This window comes from Pedococcus sp. NPDC057267 (genome assembly GCF_042668795.1).
In the GTDB taxonomy this organism is placed as follows: Bacteria; Actinomycetota; Actinomycetes; order Actinomycetales; family Dermatophilaceae; genus Pedococcus.
In genome coordinates this window covers 1-13,307 of record NZ_JBHUYG010000001.1, presented here as the reverse complement: position 1 = coordinate 13,307, position 13,307 = coordinate 1, and the positions used below count along the sequence as shown (strand labels likewise).

The window sequence follows — 13,307 nt, the reverse complement described above, 5'->3', positions numbered from 1 at the left end:
CGGGCCGAGGCCCTCAGCCGCGGACGCAGACGAAGATCGCCGTCCCCGGGAAGAGCCGCCCGCGGGTGGGCGACCAGCCACCCCACGTCTGCGTGTTGCGCTCGGGCCACTCCGGCTCGACGAGGTCCACGAGCACCAACCCGGCGGCGACGATCTCCCGCACCCGGTCCCCGACCGTCCGGTGGTGCTCGACATAGGTCGCCTCGCCGTCGGAGTCGGCCTCGACGTAGGGCGTGCGGTCGAAGTAGGACTGCGTGACGGTCAGGCCGTGCTCGCCCGGGTCGTCGGGGAACGCCCAGCGGAACGGGTGGGTGGTCGAGAAGACGAAGCGTCCCCCCGGGCGCAGCACGCGGGCCGCCTCGCGCAGCAGCGCCTCCGTGTCCGCGACGAAGGGCACCGCCCCGTATGCCGTGAACACGACGTCGAAGCTGCCCTCGCCGAACGGCAGGGCCACCGCGTCGCACTGCAGGAGGGGCACCGGCCGAGCCGGGGGAGCGGCCCGCCGGTTGAGGGCGACCCCCTGGCGCAGCATCCCGCCGGACAGGTCCGTCGCGACCACGGAGGCGCCGCGACCGGCGACCCAGCGGGAGCACTGCCCCGCGCCGGCACCGATCTCGAGAACCCGCCGGCCCTCCAGCGGGCCGAGGAGCCCCAGCTCGGACTCGCGCCAGCCCTCGGGCCCCCAGACGAACTCGGAGTCGCCGAGGAACGCCCCGTGCTCGGCGTAGTACTCGCCGGCCTCGGCGTCCCACCAGGACCGGTTCGCCGCCGCGGTCTCGTCCGGGCCCGCCGACCGGCGGCTGACCTGCGCAAACTCGCTCAACGGCATACCCCTCGCGTTTTTGACCCCCGCCGGACGCCGCCGGTAAGGTGGAGCAGCACATCCGTGTGCTCGCTTCGTCGTGTCCGTGCCCCAGGGCGCGGGGCGACCTGCGGGTCGCACATCCACACCTTCTATTTCCTGCCCATCATCGGAGTTCCTACTACATGACTGCCAGCACGGTCGAGAAGACCGCCCCTCAGATCGCCATCAACGACATTGGCTCTGAGGAAGACCTCCTTGCCGCGATCGACGCGACCATCAAGGACTTCAACGACGGCGACATCGTCGAGGGTCGCATCGTCAAGGTCGACCGGGACGAGGTCCTGCTCGACATCGGCTACAAGACCGAGGGCGTCATCCCCTCGCGTGAGCTGTCGATCAAGCACGACGTCGACCCGTCCGAGGTCGTCTCCGTCGGCGACGAGGTCGAGGCCCTGGTCCTCCAGAAGGAGGACAAGGAGGGTCGCCTGATCCTGTCCAAGAAGCGCGCCCAGTACGAGCGCGCCTGGGGCACGATCGAGAAGATCAAGGAGGAGGACGGCGTCGTCACCGGCACCGTCATCGAGGTCGTCAAGGGTGGCCTCATCCTCGACATCGGCCTGCGCGGCTTCCTCCCCGCCTCGCTCGTGGAGATGCGTCGCGTCCGCGACCTCCAGCCGTACGTCGGCAAGGAGATCGAGGCCAAGATCATCGAGCTCGACAAGAACCGCAACAACGTGGTCCTGTCGCGCCGTGCCTGGCTCGAGCAGACCCAGTCCGAGGTCCGCACGACCTTCCTCAAGGAGCTCCAGAAGGGGCAGGTCCGCTCCGGCGTCGTGTCCTCGATCGTCAACTTCGGTGCGTTCGTGGACCTCGGCGGGGTCGACGGCCTCGTCCACGTCTCCGAGCTGTCCTGGAAGCACATCGACCACCCGTCCGAGGTCGTCGAGGTGGGCCAGGAGGTCACCGTCGAGGTCCTCGACGTCGACATGGACCGCGAGCGTGTCTCCCTGTCGCTCAAGGCGACGCAGGAGGACCCGTGGCAGCACTTCGCCCGGACCCACGCGATCGGCCAGGTCGTCCCGGGCAAGGTCACCAAGCTCGTCCCGTTCGGTGCGTTCGTGCGCGTCGACGACGGCATCGAGGGCCTGGTCCACATCTCCGAGCTGGCCGAGCGCCACGTGGAGCTGCCGGAGCAGGTCGTCCAGGTCGGGGCCGACATCTTCGTCAAGGTCATCGACATCGACCTCGAGCGTCGCCGCATCTCGCTGTCGCTGAAGCAGGCGAACGACGAGAGCGCCCCGGTGTCCGAGTTCGACCCGACGCTGTACGGCATGGCCGCCGAGTACGACGAGCAGGGGAACTACAAGTACCCCGAGGGCTTCGACCCGGAGACCAACGAGTGGCTCGAGGGCTACGAGGCCCAGCGCGAGAAGTGGGAGAAGCAGTACGCCGAGGCCCACGCCCGCTGGGAGGCCCACAAGGCCCAGGTCGAGCAGGCCGCCAAGGACGACGCCGAGGCTGCCTCGAACGCCGGCACCGCGACGTCCTACTCCTCGGGTGGCAGCAGCTCGGACTCGGGCTCGTCCTCGTCCTCGGCCTCCGAGGGCACCCTCGCCTCCGACGAGGCGCTGGCCGCTCTGCGCGAGAAGCTCACCGGCAACTGACCGGCCGGCACGCACCGCGTGCCACCACGGTCGACACCACGAGGCCCGGTCCCCACGAGGGGGCCGGGCCTCGTGCCGTGCCCGGACGTGTTTGGATGGCGTCATGCCACGCACCATCGCCACGAACACCAAGGTCGACCTCGACGGGCTGCTGGAGTTCGTCCGCCCCCGCCACCACATGGTGCTCATGACCGAGCGGTCCGACGGTCGCCCGCAGGCATCCCCTGTCACCGGCGGCGTGGACGACAGCGGGCGCATCGTCATCTCGACCTACCCCGAGCGGGCCAAGACCACCAACGCCCGACACCGGCCGCAGGTCAGCGTCATGGTCCTCTCCGATGACTTCGGCGGCGCCTGGGTCCAGGTCGACGGCGACTGCGAGGTGCTCGACGTGCCCGACTCGGTGGAGCCGCTCGTGGAGTACTTCCGCAACATCTCCGGCGAGCACCCCGACTGGGGCGAGTACCGGCAGGCGATGCTCGACCAGGGCAAGTCGATCCTGCGGATCACCCCGACGCGGTGGGGGCCGATCGCGACCGGTGGCTTCCCGGCCCGCCTCGCCGACTGAGACGGGGCTGACCCGTCGGGCCGGGGCCGGCGACTAGGGTGTCCCCATGCTGAGGGTCGGGCTCACGGGCGGGATCGGCTCCGGCAAATCGACTGTCGCGCAACGGTTCTCCGCGTTGGGTGCGATCGTCGTCGACGCCGACGTCCTGGCGCGCGAGGTGGTGGCCCCCGGCAGCGACGGGCTGCGGCTGGTCGTGGAGCGCTTCGGCCCCGGTGTCGTCTCGCGGCAGGGCGCCCTCGACCGTGCCGCCCTCGGGGCGCTCGTCTTCGCCGACCCGCAGGCCCGCCGCGACCTCGAGGGCATCACCCACCCGCTCATCGCGCGCCGCACGGGGGAGCTGTTCGCGGCGGCACCCGAGGACGCGGTGGTCGTGCACGACGTTCCCCTCCTCGTCGAGAAGCACATGGGGCCCGGCTACCACCTGGTCGTGGTCGTCGACGCGGACGAGCAGGTGCGGCTCGACCGGCTCGTGGGCGCCAGGGGCATGGACGTCGAGGACGCCCGCCGCCGCATCGCCGCCCAGGCGTCCGAGGGGGAGCGCCGGGCAGCCGCCGACGTGTGGCTGGACAACGGCGGCACCGAGGCGGAGCTCGAGGCCGCCGTCGACCGGCTGTGGCACGAGCGGCTCGTCCCCTTCGAGCTCAACGTGCGCACCGGCGTCCGTGCGGCGCGGTCCGACGACCTGCGCCCCGTGCCGTCGGACCCGTCCTGGCCGGCCCAGGCCGAGCGCCTGCTGCAACGGCTCCGCCTCGCGTTCGGGGACATCGTCGTCACCGCAGACCACGTCGGCAGCACCTCTGTGCCGGGCCTCCTGGCCAAGGACGTCATCGACCTGCAGGTGGGCGTCGCCTCGCTGGACGCCGCCGACGAACCTGCGCTCGTCCAGCGGCTCCGGGACGCCGGCTTCCCCCGCACGGGGACAGTGGCGTTCGACAACGCCAAGGTCGGGTCGGCGTGGGAGAAGCGGTTCCACGCCGGCGCCGACCCCGGGCGCCTCGTGCACGTCCACGTCCGCCAGGTCGGCAGTCCGGGGTGGCGGTGGGCCCTCGCCTTCCGCGACTGGATGCGTGCCGACCGGGCCGCGCGCGAGGAGTATGCCGCGGAGAAGCAGCGCCTCGCGGCGAGCGGGCTCGGGGTCGACGCCTACGCGGAGGCCAAGGAGCCGTGGTTCGACGCCGTGCACGCCCGGGTCGAGGAGTGGGTGCGGGTCAGCGGCTGGGCGCCGGTGCGGCGCTGACCGGGGAGCCGGGCAGCGGGGCCTCGGACCGGACCGGGACGAGGGGCAGCGCCACGGCGGCGAAGGCCGCAGCACCCGCGAAGGCGGCGGCATACCCGAGCTGCTCCACCAGCGCCCCCGCGAGGGGTGGCACGAGCGAGGCGGCCAGGAACTGGCCGGTGTTCTGGATGCCGAGTGCGCGCCCCGACCAGAACGGCCCGGCGCGCTCGGCCACGGCGGTGAAGGCCAACCCGTTGTCGGCGACGGTCACGGTCGACGCGACGAGGAGCAGGAACGCGGCCACGGACCACCCGGCGGCGGCCGTCGCCCCGAGGGCGAGCATCGCCACCACGACGGAGACGGCGACCCAGCGCAACGGCCGCATCCTGCTGCCGACCCGGTCGGACCAGGCGCCGGCGGCGATGCGCCCGAGGGCGCCGGCCACCTGCGTCACCGCGACGAGGACTCCCGCCGAGCCGGCGGACCACCCGCGGTCGTCGACGAGCCACGCCAGCCCGAAGGTCCAGACGAGGAACTGCGGCACCACCAGCAGCATCGAGACACCGTGCACGCGGGCCAGCGTGCGGTCACCCCGGTAGGGACTGGCGGTGTGCTCGACCGTCCGGGCGGGCCGCGGCGGGTCGAGGACCACGAGAGCGACCGCCGCGAGGGCCAGGACGGCAGCGACGGCCGGAACGAGGAGGGCCGCCCGGACTCCGTGCGCGTCCGCCAGCGGGGCCATCGTGACGGCGGCGAACCCGACGCCGAGCGGCTGGGCCATCTGCCGGATCCCCATGGCCAGACCGCGTCGCTGCACGGGGAACCAGCCGACGACCACCCGACCGCTCGCTGCGTTCGCGGCGCCGGCCGCGGCTCCGGCGAGCACCAGCCAGGCCGACCACCACGCGACGCCCGAACCCCACGCGGCGGCGACGGAGCAGGCGCCGGCCGCCGCGAGCCCGGACACCAGCGCGAGCCGCTCGCCGCGACGGTCCACCAGCAGGCCCCAGGCGACGAGGGAGAGCATGACGCCGATCGTGGGCGCCGCGGCGACCATGCCTGCGGCCGGCAGGGACAACCCGCCGCGCCGGTGCAGCACCGGGATGAGGAACGCCGGTCCGTGCAGGGCCACCGCACCGGACGCCTGCGCCGCGGTGCTGGCCGCCAGCATGCCCCAACGGCGGGCGGTGCCGACGGTCGCGAGGTCCACCCGGCCAGTCAACGCCCGGCGACCGAGGGGTGCAGCGACGTCTCAGCCCGTGGCGGAGAGGGCGCCGTAGCGGTCGCGCGTGCGCTGTGCCCAGGCGGTCGCGGGCCCCAGCGCCAGCGCCGCCCCGAGGACCAGCCCGCCCAGCACCAGCCACCCCGGCCAGCCCCACTCGATGCACAGCAGGGTGATGAGCGTGGGGGCCACGACGTTCGACAGGGAGAACCCGAGCCCGGCGAAGCCCTGGTACTGCCCCTGCCGCTCCTGCGGTGCCAGGCCCATCTGCACACCCCACTGGCCGCCGCTGGAGCGCATCTCGCCCACGACGTGCACGGCAGCGCCCACGACGAGGACCGCTGCTGCGCCGACCGGCCCGAGCCATCCGGACGTGGCGATCACGGCGAACCCGAGGGCGATCCCGACGGCGCCGTGGACCATGGCCCGGGCCGACTCGGTCACCCCGTCGACCCCTCGCGTCATGCGGACCTGGAACAGGGTCACGGCCACGGTGTTGAGGACGAGCAGGACGGCGACCATGGCCGTCGGGGCACTCGTGTGCTGGCTGATTCACAGCGGGATGCCGACCTCCATCACCACGAAGTGCATCGCCACAACGCCGGTGAGCAGCGTGACGACCACGTAGGGCGTGTCCCGCAGCACGGCCAGCCGGGGCTCCCCGGCGGCTCGGGCTGGTGCCGGTGGCAGGTGGGGGAGTCGCAGGCTGACCAGGCCGGCGACGATGCCCGTGACGCCGTCGATCGCGAAGACGGCCAGGTAGGCCCAGGGCCGGTCGATCCACAGCGCGACACCGCCCATGGCCGCGCCGAGCGACATGGCCAGGTTGGTGACCGCCCGGAGGTACGCCTTGAAGGCGACGCCGGAGCCCCCGACCGCGATGCGGCCGATGTAGCCGTTGCGCACGGCGCCGCCGCCGTTCTGGAGCGCGGTGACGACGGCGAGGACCGCCGTGAGGGCCCAGAAGTCACGCACCACCAGGAAGAGCAGCCCCACCGCACCGAACGCCGCGGTGAGGAGCGCCATGACCTCGCGCGGCCCGCGGACGTCGCCGAGGTGGCCGAGGGGCACCTGCGCCACCATGCCGACGACGGCGGCGATCGAGAGGGCCAGGCCGACCTGCGCGGCCGCCAGGCCCACCTCACGGGTGAAGTACAGGGCGAAGGTGGTCAGGGTCGCTCCCGCGCCCGCCCGGTTGACGAACGTGCCGAGCGCGAGCACGCGCAGGCGGGGGTCGACCGGTATGCCGCGGCGGGTGAGCGGTGGCGTCGTCGCCGGGGCTGGCACGGAGGACCTCCGGGGGCAGGGGAGCAGGGCGGGCACACGCTAGCGCGGGGGTGGGACAGCCCCGCGCCGGGCGCGGTGTCGGTGGCACGGCATACGGTGGATCCATGCGTCCCACGACCGACCTGCAGCGCACGGTGGCCCCGTTCGAGGTGGTCTCCGAGTTCCAGCCCGCCGGTGACCAGCCCGTGGCCATCGCCGACCTGTCCCGGCGGATCAAGGCGGGGGAGAAGGACACCGTCCTGCTGGGCGCGACCGGCACGGGCAAGTCCGCCACCACCGCCTGGCTGATCGAGCAGGTGCAGCGCCCCACCCTCGTGATGGCGCCGAACAAGACCCTGGCCGCACAGCTGGCCAACGAGTTCCGCGAGCTTCTGCCGCACAACGCCGTCGAGTACTTCGTCTCCTACTACGACTACTACCAGCCCGAGGCGTACATCCCGCAGACGGACACCTACATCGAGAAGGACTCCTCCATCAACGACGAGGTCGAACGGCTGCGGCACAGCGCGACCAACTCGCTGCTGACCCGCCGCGACGTGGTCGTGGTCGCGTCCGTCTCGTGCATCTACGGCCTCGGCACCCCGCAGGAGTACGTCGACCGGATGGCTCGGCTCAAGGTCGGCCAGCAGGTCGACCGCGACGACCTGCTGCGCCGCTTCGTGCAGATGCAGTACACCCGCAACGACCTCGCCTTCACCCGCGGGACCTTCCGCGTGCGCGGCGACACCGTCGAGATCATCCCGGTGTACGAGGAGCTCGCGGTGCGCATCGAGTTCTTCGGCGACGAGATCGAGCGGATCTACACGCTGCACCCGATCAGCGGTGAGGTGATGCGCGAGGAGGAGGAGATGTACGTCTTCCCCGCCACGCACTACGTCGCCGGCCCGGAGCGGATGGAGCGGGCGATCCGCGGCATCGAGCTCGAGCTGGCCGACCGCCTGGCCGAGCTGGAGAAGCAGAACAAGCTGCTCGAGGCCCAGCGCCTGCGCATGCGCACCACGTACGACATCGAGATGATGCGCCAGGTCGGCTCGTGCTCGGGCATCGAGAACTACTCGATGCACATCGACGGCCGAGCCCGGGGCACCGCGCCCAACACGCTGCTCGACTACTTCCCCGAGGACTTCCTGCTCGTCATCGACGAGTCGCACGTCACCGTCCCGCAGATCGGCGCCATGTACGAGGGCGACATGTCGCGCAAGCGCATGCTCGTCGACCACGGGTTCCGGCTGCCGTCCGCCATGGACAACCGCCCGCTGAAGTGGGAGGAGTTCCTCGAGCGGATCGGGCAGACGGTCTACCTGTCGGCGACGCCCGGCCCCTACGAGCTGGCCCAGGCGACGGGGGTCGTCGAGCAGATCATCCGTCCGACCGGCCTCATCGACCCCGAGGTCATCCTCAAGCCGACCAAGGGCCAGATCGACGACCTGCTGCACGAGATCGGCGAGCGCACCAGGAAGAACGAGCGCGTCCTCGTGACGACCCTCACCAAGAAGATGGCCGAGGACCTCACCGACTACCTGCTCGACAAGGGGGTGCGCGTCCGCTACCTGCACAGCGAGGTCGACACGCTCCGCCGGGTCGAGCTCCTGCGCGAGCTGCGGATGGGCGAGTACGACGTGCTCGTCGGCATCAACCTGCTCCGCGAGGGCCTCGACCTGCCCGAGGTGTCGCTCGTGAGCATCCTCGACGCCGACAAGGAGGGCTTCCTGCGCTCCGCCCGGTCGCTCATCCAGACGATCGGCCGCGCCGCCCGCAACGTCTCCGGCCAGGTCCACATGTACGCCGACTCGGTCACGCCCTCGATGCAGGAGGCGATCGAGGAGACCCAGCGCCGTCGCGAGAAGCAGATCGCCTACAACAAGGAGGCCGGGGTCGACCCGCAGCCGCTGCGCAAGAAGATCGCCGACATCACCGACCTCATCCAGCGCGAGGACGCCGACACCGAGGCGCTCATCGGCTCGGGGCGCACGCAGTCGCGGGGCAAGACCGGTCAGCGCGGCGGCCGGGGCACGGTCCAGGCCGACGCCGGGGTTGCCGCGGACCGGCTCCGCGGGATGCCGGCCAACGACCTGGCCAACCTCATCCAGGAGCTGTCGACGCAGATGCACCAGGCGGCCGCAGACCTGCACTTCGAGCTGGCCGCCCGGCTGCGCGACGAGATCGGCGACCTCAAGAAGGAGCTGCGCCAGATGTCCGAGGCGACCAAGTAGTCCGACCCGCCGCGGGCTGGACTCGATTTGGGGCCGTCCGCGGCGGTCTGGGAGACTGGTCGGGTTAATCGGAGGGGAGTATCCCCATCGCGGTGTCCTCGTCATCACGGCTTGCAGCCCGGGGCTCCGGTCCGCACCTCACGGGGCGGGAGAGACCTCCGGCCACCTCGTCGTGACCGGAGGACCCTTGACCGTGACCACGCTTGCAGCGACCACCACCACGCAGATGGAGGTCGCCCCCTGGGTCTGGTACCTCACCATCGGCCTCATGGCCGCGGTGCTGCTCTTCGACATCTTCGTCGTGGCCCGCCGGCCGCACGTGCCGACGACGAAGGAGGTCAGCCTCGCGCTGGCGGTCTACGTCGGCGCGGCCCTGGTCTTCGGCGTCGGCGTCTGGTGGTTCACCCACGACCAGGCCGGTGCGAAGTTCATGACCGAGTACTACGCCGGCTGGCTCACCGAGTACTCGCTGTCGGTCGACAACCTCTTCATCTTCCTGCTGATCATGGCCCGCTTCGCCGTGCCCGAGAAGCTGCAGCAGACGGCCCTGCTCGTCGGCATCGTCATCGCCATCATCCTGCGCGGAATCTTCATCGCGGTCGGTGCGGCTGCCATCAACCAGTTCTCCTGGGTCTTCTACATCTTCGGCGCGTTCCTCATCTACACCGCGGTCAAGCTGGCCCGGGAGAACGGCGACGACGACGAGGAGTACGAGGAGAACGGCTTCATGCGCTGGGTGGAGCGACGCTTCCCCGCCACCAAGGAGTACGACGGGCCGAAGCTGTTCACGAAGGTCGACGGCAAGAAGCTGGCCACCCCGATGTTCATCGTCATCGTGGCGCTCGGCACGACCGACCTGCTCTTCGCGCTCGACTCCATCCCCGCGATCTACGGCCTCACCAAGGAGCCGTACCTCGTCCTCACCGCGAACCTCTTCGCTCTGATGGGCCTGCGCCAGCTGTACTTCCTCATCGGCGGCCTGCTCAAGAAGCTCGTCTACCTCACCATCGGGCTGGCCGTCCTGCTCGCCTTCATCGGCGTCAAGCTCGTGCTGCACGCCCTGCACGAGAACGAACTGCCGTTCATCAACGGCGGCAAGCACGTGGAGGCCGCCCCCGACATCCCGATCTCGGTCTCGCTCGGCGCCATCGTCGTCATCCTCGGCGTGACGACCGTCGCCAGCCTGTGGAAGACGCGGCGCGACGAGCGCCAGTCCGAGGTGGAGCGGTCAGCCTCCTGAGGCGGCCGGGTCCCGTGGCTGGCCGGCGCCCATGACCAGGGCGCTGGCCAGCACGACCAGCCCCATGCCCACCAGCTGGGTGGGGTGCAGGCGCTGGTCGAGCACGAGCAGCCCGGCGAGCGCGGCCGCGGCCGGCTCGAGGCTGAGCAGCACCCCGAACGTCCGGGGGCTCAGGTGGCGCAGCGCCGCGAGCTCGAGCGAGTACGGCAGCACCGAGGACAGGACCGCGATCCCGAGGCCCTTGACCACGGCCTCGCCGCTCCAGCTCGGCACCGACCCGGCTCCGAAGGGCAGGCCGACGAGCAGCGCCACCCCCATGGCCAGCGCCAGGCCATCCAGGCCACTGAACTCGCGACCGGCGTGCCGGCTCGCGACGATGTATGCCGCCCAGCACGCACCCGCGAGCGCCGCCAGCCCCAGCCCAGCCCACTGGAGCCGGTGCCAGGGCGTGTCGAGGGCCTCGGAGATGAGGACCACCCCGACGGCAGCGGCGCCCACGGCCGCGAGGTCGCGCGCCCGCCGGGACAGGACGCTGGCGAGGGTGAGCGGCCCGAGGAACTCGACCGTCACCGCCACCCCGATGGGCAGCCGCGCGAGCGAGGCGTAGAAGGCCAGGTTCATCAGCCCCAGGGCGAGCCCGAAGCCGACGACGACGAGCCACGCACGCCGCGAGTGCCCCCGCAGCCGGGGCCGCGCCAGCAGGCCGAGGATCGCGGTGGCGAACAGCAGGCGCAGCACCACCGAGCCGCCCGCCCCGATCTCGGGGACCAGCGTGGCCGCGAGGGCACCCCCGAACTGGACCGATGCGATCGCCGCCAGCACCAGCAGCAGGGGAGGAGCAGGGGGCTGGCGGGGCGTCACAGTCGGCGACTCTAGTGAGCCGGGCCGGACGGCCTGCGCCACGGTCCGCCGTGCGCCCGTCCCGCTCACCAGCCCCGGGCGCGCCACTCCGGCAGGTGCGGCCGCTCCACCCCGAGCGTGGTGTTCGCGCCGTGGCCCGGCCACACCACGGTGTCGTCGTCGTAGACCTCGAACACGCGGGTGGTCACGTCCTCGATCAGGGACTCGAAGCTCTGGCCCGGGTTCTTCGTGTTGCCGACACCGCCCGGGAAGAGTGAGTCGCCGGTGAAGAGCTGGGTCGGGCCGTCCGGGTCGCGGTAGGCCAGCGCCACCGAGCCCGGCGTGTGTCCCCGCAGGTGCACGACCTCGAGGGACACCTCGCCCACCTGCACCACGTCACCCTGGGCCAGCAGGCGGTCCGGAGGGACCGGCATACCGTCGGCGTCGTCGGCGCCGCACGCTGTCGACGCGCCGGTCGCCGCGACGACCTCGGCCAGGGCCCGGTGGTGGTCCCAGTGCTGGTGCGTCGTGACGACCGTGCGCAGGTCCCCGCCGGCCCCCTCGACCAGCCGGAGCAGCCGCTCGGCGTCGTCGGCGGCGTCGACGAGGAGCAGCTCGCCCGTGCGCGAACAGCGCAGGAGGTAGGCATTGTTGTCCATCTCGGACACTGCTTCCCGCCACATCGTGAGACCTCCCCACACGTGTTGCTCTGCAGGTCGGCCGGATCCGTCGTTGCTGGTCATCGCCATGAAAGGCATTCTCCCCCGACGAAAGGCAACCGCGGGAAATCGGTGGAATCGCCTAGTCCCGAATGACTATTGCTGCTCCTCTTTCCAGCGTCCTACTTTTGAGCGGTCGCAGAGCCACAGGGGGCCTCACAGGGGGTGCAGGTCCCCGGCTCGCGGGTTGTGAGGGAATGCACATGGTTGCAGTGGTTCAGGAGGTCCAGCGCCCAGTCGCTGGAGGGGAGATCGACACCGTTCGAGCGTTGCTGCACGACTTGCGGCAGCCGCTTGCGGCCATCCTGCTGATGGCAGGCACGGAGGGTGGGGACACGAACCGCAAGTTCGACGTCATCGCCGGGCAGGCGCGCTGGCTCGCCGAGCTGGTCGAGGCCAGCCTCGGAGGGGGTGCCACCGACGCGGTCGTCCCGACGGACGTCGTCGAGGTGGCGGCCCGTGGGGTCGAGCGGGCGCGGGCGACCGCGGACTGCGAGATCGAGCTCGTCGGGGACACCGTCGCGTACGCGTCGGCCCGGCCGGTGGCGTTGAGCCGGGCGCTCGCCTGCGTGCTCGACAACGCGGTCCGGGCGGCCGGCGAGGACGGGCACGTCCGGGTCGGGGTCCACCAGGACCCTCACGGTGTGCACCTGAGCGTCGTCGACGACGGCCCGGGTCTGGGCAAGATCTCGTCGCGCACGTCGCTCGGCCTGACGACGACGCGGGCGATGGTCGCGTCGTGCGGGGGGTCGTTCGACATCCACGGCGGTTCCGGCGGCGGTGTCGAGGCGGACATCCGCCTGACCCCGTCGGGCCTGAGGTCGGTGGCCTCGTGAGAATCGTGGTCTGCGACGACCACCTGCTCCTGCTCGAGGCCCTGGGCCTCGCGCTGGGAGCGCGGGGTCATGAGGTCCTGGCGCTCGCCGAGTCGCCCGACGAGGCGGTCGAGGCGGTCGCCGAGCACCACCCGGACGTGTGCCTGCTCGACGTGAACTTCCCGGGCGGGACGTCGCTCACGGCGATCCACCGCATCCGGGAGCTGTCGCCGTCGACCAAGGTCGTGATGCTGTCGGCCGAGGCCGACCACGCCATCGTCGGCCGGGCGATCGCCGAGGGCGCGTCAGGCTACGTCGGCAAGGAGAAGCCCATCGTCGAGATCGTCGAGATGCTCGACCGGGCCGTGCGCGGCCAGCTCGCGGTGGAACCGTCGCTGCTGCAGCGCGCGCTGCGGCCGCAGAAGTCGTCGGACGACCCGCTGTGGGCCCTGCAGTTCCTCACCGACCGCGAGTGGCAGGTGATGCGCTGCATCATGGACGGCCAGACTACGGAGGAGATGGCGACCTCGCTCGGCGTGCAGCGCAGCACCGCCCGCACGCACGTGCAGAACCTGCTCACGAAGCTGGGCGTGCACTCGCGGCTGCAGGCAGCGGCCCTGCTGTCGGCCCACGGGTCGCAGGAGACGTGGCCGGCGCACCTGCGTTGACCTGCGGGGGTTCCTGAGGGTGACGGTCCGTCTGCGGTGCAGACGGACCG

The 13,307-nt window shown here is 71.7% G+C and carries 13 protein-coding genes; 7 read left to right on the top strand and 6 right to left on the bottom strand.

Features of this window, described 5'->3' with window-relative positions; translation table 11 throughout:
- Positions 1-13: 13 nt before the first annotated feature.
- Positions 14-829 carry a class I SAM-dependent methyltransferase gene (locus tag ACFUC1_RS00065; RefSeq protein ID WP_379115837.1) on the bottom strand — a complete coding sequence of 272 codons (816 nt, stop codon included), beginning with the start codon at positions 827-829 and terminating at the stop codon, positions 14-16.
- A gap of 158 nt (positions 830-987) precedes the next feature.
- On the opposite strand from ACFUC1_RS00065, the gene rpsA reads away from it, so the two are divergent.
- The 3 genes from rpsA (at position 988) to coaE (ending at position 4,274) form a co-directional block, all read left to right on the top strand.
- The gene (gene rpsA / locus ACFUC1_RS00060; RefSeq protein ID WP_379115836.1) at positions 988-2,469 is read left to right on the top strand and encodes a 30S ribosomal protein S1; all 1,482 of its coding nucleotides are present in this window, start codon (positions 988-990) and stop codon (positions 2,467-2,469) included.
- Between the two features lie 103 nt (positions 2,470-2,572).
- Positions 2,573-3,037 carry a PPOX class F420-dependent oxidoreductase gene (locus tag ACFUC1_RS00055; RefSeq protein WP_379115835.1) on the top strand — a complete coding sequence of 155 codons (465 nt, stop codon included), beginning with the start codon at positions 2,573-2,575 and terminating at the stop codon, positions 3,035-3,037.
- Between the two features lie 46 nt (positions 3,038-3,083).
- Positions 3,084-4,274, top strand: coding sequence for a dephospho-CoA kinase (coaE, locus tag ACFUC1_RS00050; protein ID WP_379115834.1), 1,191 nt, complete (start codon positions 3,084-3,086; stop codon positions 4,272-4,274).
- On the opposite strand, the gene ACFUC1_RS00045 is transcribed toward coaE, so the two are convergent.
- Genes ACFUC1_RS00045 through ACFUC1_RS00035 form a run of 3 tightly spaced genes read right to left on the bottom strand, consistent with a single transcriptional unit; the run spans position 4,246 to position 6,762 of the window.
- On the bottom strand, positions 4,246-5,463 hold the full coding sequence (locus tag ACFUC1_RS00045; RefSeq protein WP_379115833.1) for an MFS transporter: 1,218 nt from the start codon (positions 5,461-5,463) through the stop codon (positions 4,246-4,248). The genes coaE and ACFUC1_RS00045 overlap by 29 nt on opposite strands.
- Before the next feature lie 42 nt (positions 5,464-5,505).
- On the bottom strand, positions 5,506-5,997 hold the full coding sequence (locus ACFUC1_RS00040) for a hypothetical protein (RefSeq protein ID WP_379115832.1): 492 nt from the start codon (positions 5,995-5,997) through the stop codon (positions 5,506-5,508).
- Positions 5,998-6,027: 30 nt separating this feature from the next.
- Entirely contained in the window at positions 6,028-6,762 is a 735-nt protein-coding gene (locus ACFUC1_RS00035; protein WP_379115831.1) for an MFS transporter, read from the bottom strand.
- 104 nt (positions 6,763-6,866) lie between these two features.
- Here ACFUC1_RS00035 and uvrB point away from each other — a divergent pair, with 104 nt between their 5' ends.
- On the top strand, positions 6,867-8,975 hold the full coding sequence (uvrB, locus tag ACFUC1_RS00030; RefSeq protein ID WP_379115830.1) for an excinuclease ABC subunit UvrB: 2,109 nt from the start codon (positions 6,867-6,869) through the stop codon (positions 8,973-8,975).
- A gap of 226 nt (positions 8,976-9,201) precedes the next feature.
- Positions 9,202-10,215 carry a TerC family protein gene (locus tag ACFUC1_RS00025; protein WP_379115955.1) on the top strand — a complete coding sequence of 338 codons (1,014 nt, stop codon included), beginning with the start codon at positions 9,202-9,204 and terminating at the stop codon, positions 10,213-10,215.
- On the opposite strand, the gene ACFUC1_RS00020 is transcribed toward ACFUC1_RS00025, so the two are convergent.
- Positions 10,204-11,076: a DMT family transporter gene (locus tag ACFUC1_RS00020; RefSeq protein WP_379115829.1), complete on the bottom strand. Its 873-nt coding sequence runs from the start codon at positions 11,074-11,076 to the stop codon at positions 10,204-10,206. The genes ACFUC1_RS00025 and ACFUC1_RS00020 overlap by 12 nt on opposite strands.
- Before the next feature lie 65 nt (positions 11,077-11,141).
- Positions 11,142-11,804, bottom strand: a complete 663-nt coding sequence (locus ACFUC1_RS00015; protein WP_379115828.1) for an MBL fold metallo-hydrolase — start codon at positions 11,802-11,804, stop codon at positions 11,142-11,144.
- A 281-nt stretch (positions 11,805-12,085) separates the two neighbouring features.
- Between ACFUC1_RS00015 and ACFUC1_RS00010 the strand changes: the two genes are divergently transcribed.
- Complete coding sequence (locus ACFUC1_RS00010; RefSeq protein WP_379115827.1) at positions 12,086-12,610, top strand: sensor histidine kinase; 525 nt, start codon at positions 12,086-12,088, stop codon at positions 12,608-12,610.
- Positions 12,607-13,257, top strand: coding sequence for a response regulator transcription factor (locus ACFUC1_RS00005; RefSeq protein WP_310157229.1), 651 nt, complete (start codon positions 12,607-12,609; stop codon positions 13,255-13,257). Before ACFUC1_RS00010 ends, ACFUC1_RS00005 begins: the two co-directional genes overlap by 4 nt.
- Positions 13,258-13,307 lie beyond the last annotated feature (50 nt).

Coding starts and splice junctions, on each gene's coding strand:
- ACFUC1_RS00065 (WP_379115837.1), bottom strand. CDS start 829: ATGCCGTTGAGCGAGTTTGCGCAGGTCAGCCGCCGGTCGGCGGGCCCG.
- rpsA (WP_379115836.1), top strand. CDS start 988: ATGACTGCCAGCACGGTCGAGAAGACCGCCCCTCAGATCGCCATCAAC.
- ACFUC1_RS00055 (WP_379115835.1), top strand. CDS start 2,573: ATGCCACGCACCATCGCCACGAACACCAAGGTCGACCTCGACGGGCTG.
- coaE (WP_379115834.1), top strand. CDS start 3,084: ATGCTGAGGGTCGGGCTCACGGGCGGGATCGGCTCCGGCAAATCGACT.
- ACFUC1_RS00040 (WP_379115832.1), bottom strand. CDS start 5,997: ATGGTCGCCGTCCTGCTCGTCCTCAACACCGTGGCCGTGACCCTGTTC.
- uvrB (WP_379115830.1), top strand. CDS start 6,867: ATGCGTCCCACGACCGACCTGCAGCGCACGGTGGCCCCGTTCGAGGTG.
- ACFUC1_RS00025 (WP_379115955.1), top strand. CDS start 9,202: ATGGAGGTCGCCCCCTGGGTCTGGTACCTCACCATCGGCCTCATGGCC.
- ACFUC1_RS00015 (WP_379115828.1), bottom strand. CDS start 11,804: ATGGCGATGACCAGCAACGACGGATCCGGCCGACCTGCAGAGCAACAC.
- ACFUC1_RS00010 (WP_379115827.1), top strand. CDS start 12,086: ATGGCAGGCACGGAGGGTGGGGACACGAACCGCAAGTTCGACGTCATC.